The following is a 2,918-nucleotide window of genomic DNA, read 5'->3' on the forward strand; positions in this document are numbered from 1 at the left end:
TTACCGTAAGCATTAACCAGCATGTTTTTAAGACGATCGGTGATCTGCAGGTTACCGTGGAAAAACCTGCCGATATCGCCGGTATGGAACCAGCCGTGCGAGTCGATAACAGTAGCGGTTTCTTCGGGCTTGTTCCAGTAGCCTTTCATTACGCAATGCCCGCGAACAATGATTTCGCCCTCTTCGGTAAGGGTATCTTCTTTAAAGTTGTCGTGTGTTTGGATGCTATAGATCTGTTTGGTATCCACATTTTGGATAGCCACTTCAATACCGGGAATAATGCGGCCAACGGTACCATAAATTACCCTGTGGCGCTCAGTAACAGCCATTACCGGCGATGTTTCAGTCAAACCAAAACCCTCTAAAATGACGATGCCCAGATCTCCAAAAAATTCACCGATATTTTTAGGCAAGGCACCACCGCCGGATACCATGAATTTCAGCTGTCCGCCGGTTTTTTCTTTGATCTTGCTGAATACCAGCTTTTCAGCAATACCATGCTGCGCTTTCAGAACAACATTAGGCGATTTACCGGCTTCCTGTACCAGGCGCACTTTTTTGCCGATCTCAAATGCCCAAAGGAAGATCTTGGTTTTAAGGCCACCGGCTGATGTGCCGCTTTTAATAGCTTTATCATGGATACGTTCCAGTAAGCGTGGTACGCAGCAAAGTATAGTAGGCTTAACCTCGGCCATGTTTTTGGCCAGCAGTTCAAGACTTTGAGCAAAGGCAATTTGTGATCCCTGGTAAATAGCTATATGGTAAATGGTGCGTTCAAATACATGCGACAACGGTAGGAATGACAGAAACCTATCTGTTTTTTCAACAAACGGGATCTGAATGAGACTGTTGATCGTGTTCTGTGTAAGGTTATGATGCGTTAATACAACCCCTTTTGGTACACCTGTGGTGCCTGATGTATAAATAAGGCACGAAGTATCTGTTGTTAGGATGGCTTCGCGCGCCGCGTTGATAGCGTGGCGATATTGCTCAACCAATGTTCGGCCTTCGGCAATTACCTGTTCAAAGCTAACAACACCGGCATTTAAACTTACTTTATCACTGAATTTTTCAAAGTCATCAAATGCAGGGATCAGGCGGATCAGTTCCGGGCAGCTGTTTGCCACTTTTAAAACTTTCCTGAATAAGAATGGGTTACCGCATATGATGGTGCGTGCTCCCGAATCGTTCAGGATATATTCGATCTCGTTTTCGGTAAGGGTGGGATATATAGAGGTGTTAACCGCGCCAATCTGTTGCAGGGCCTGATCGTAATAAACATAATTGGGCCCGTTTTCGATGATCAGCGAAAGCCTGTCGCCTTTCCTGATACCGATATGCAGGAACCAGGCCGAAATAGCATCTATTTTTTCTAACGCTTCGCCATAACTGATCTCAACCCAGGTATCTTTAACTTTATGGAGCAGGAAAGTATACTCTAAGGGATGGATATTGGCAACGGTATTGCGAATGAAACTTGGAACAGTTGAAAGCTCGGTATTTTTAGTCATTTATATAATTGGATATTGGAAACAAAGCTAATTCTATTTTACAAAATAACGAACGAAGCGGGTTATAGCGCTCATATTCTTTTACTTTTTTGTGATGTGTATGATAAGTTGTTACATTAAACTTGTATAAAAACAAAAGCTATGAAAATAATTATAATAGGAGCTACCGGCACCATCGGCAAAAAGGTTACTGAAGCACTTCAGGGTAAACATGAGATCATTACTGCCGGCTCAAAAAGCGGCGATTTTCAGTTGGATATTACCTCTCCCGAATCAATAGAAGCATTTTACAAACAGGTTGGCCCTTTTGATGCCCTCGTGAGTACTACAGGCTCCGGGCATTTTGGCCCGTTGACCAGCACAACACCTGCTGATTTTAAAAAAGGTATTGAAAGCAAACTACTGGGCCAGGTGAACCTGGTACTGATCGGTCAGCATTATATTAATGCCAAAGGTTCGTTCACGCTTACATCGGGGATCCTGTCTGAAGATCCTGTGATCAATGGCGCTAACCTTGGAACTATCAACGGTGGGTTAAACGCTTTTGTGCTTGCCGCGGCCATTGAACTGGAAAATAGCGTGAGGATCAATGCCATCAGTCCCGGCGTGGTTGAAGATTCGCCCGGCTATTTTGAATATTTCCCCGGCCACGCTCCCGTAGCTATGGACAAGGTGGCAAATGCTTACGTTAAAAGTGTGCTCGGCGCTATTACAGGGCAGGTGATCAGGGTGTTTTAAAGTACAACATGTCATTGCGAGCGCAGCGTGGCAATCGCATACTATGCAGAGCGGCTATGCTTCCGTGCGGTTGCCGCGCTGCGCTCGCAATGACATAGTTTTTACCTGTTCCATTTGATATTATGTCAGAGATGGTTTTTATTTCCAAACTTTCGCTATCTTCACTTCATAATTACTATCTCCACATATAAAACAAGGGTCGCCTAAAGGCCCAGCCTGTTTATACAGGTTCGGTAACACGCTGCAGTTTGCGGTAGTGTTTTGTATTGTCTGAAAATTTCTAATTAAATTTTATTTAACAGTAATGAAAATTACTCCAATATTGGCATTGGGCTTATGCTGCATTTTAATATGCAGCGCCCGGGCCGCCAAATCATGTATTTATATGGATACTATAACCAATAAGCAAAAAGTGCTTTCATTTTATAAGCAAATAGTGGGGCAGCGCAAAGCAGAAATGATCCCCGAATTTATAGTCGAAAATTATAAACAACATAATCCTACCGTTAAACAGGGGAGGGCAGGTATAACCGAAATGATCAATTACCTGAAAACGTTACCGTTACCTCCCGAAGGTGTAAAATCGCCGATCATCAGGGCGATACAGGAAGGTGATTTTGTAGTAACCCACCTTGATATTCAGTTTATGGGCAAGCGTATGGCTGTGAT

At 43.6% G+C, this 2,918-nt stretch carries 3 protein-coding genes; 2 read left to right on the plus strand and 1 reads right to left on the minus strand.

The window, feature by feature from the left end; genetic code table 11:
• Positions 1-1,511 (minus strand): AMP-dependent synthetase/ligase (locus VF500_RS31720; RefSeq protein ID WP_330863497.1); only part of this gene is annotated, 1,511 nt, incomplete at its 3' end.
• Between the two features lie 141 nt (positions 1,512-1,652).
• On the opposite strand from VF500_RS31720, the gene VF500_RS31725 reads away from it, so the two are divergent.
• Positions 1,653-2,249 carry a short chain dehydrogenase gene (locus VF500_RS31725; protein WP_330863498.1) on the plus strand — a complete coding sequence of 199 codons (597 nt, stop codon included), beginning with the start codon at positions 1,653-1,655 and terminating at the stop codon, positions 2,247-2,249.
• 304 nt (positions 2,250-2,553) lie between these two features.
• The coding region (locus VF500_RS31730) for a hypothetical protein (RefSeq protein ID WP_330863499.1) at positions 2,554-2,918 on the plus strand (365 nt) is incomplete at its 3' end.

This window comes from Mucilaginibacter sp. (genome assembly GCF_036383575.1).
Lineage (GTDB): Bacteria > Bacteroidota > Bacteroidia > Sphingobacteriales > Sphingobacteriaceae > Mucilaginibacter.

Coding starts and splice junctions, on each gene's coding strand:
- VF500_RS31725 (WP_330863498.1), top strand. CDS start 1,653: ATGAAAATAATTATAATAGGAGCTACCGGCACCATCGGCAAAAAGGTT.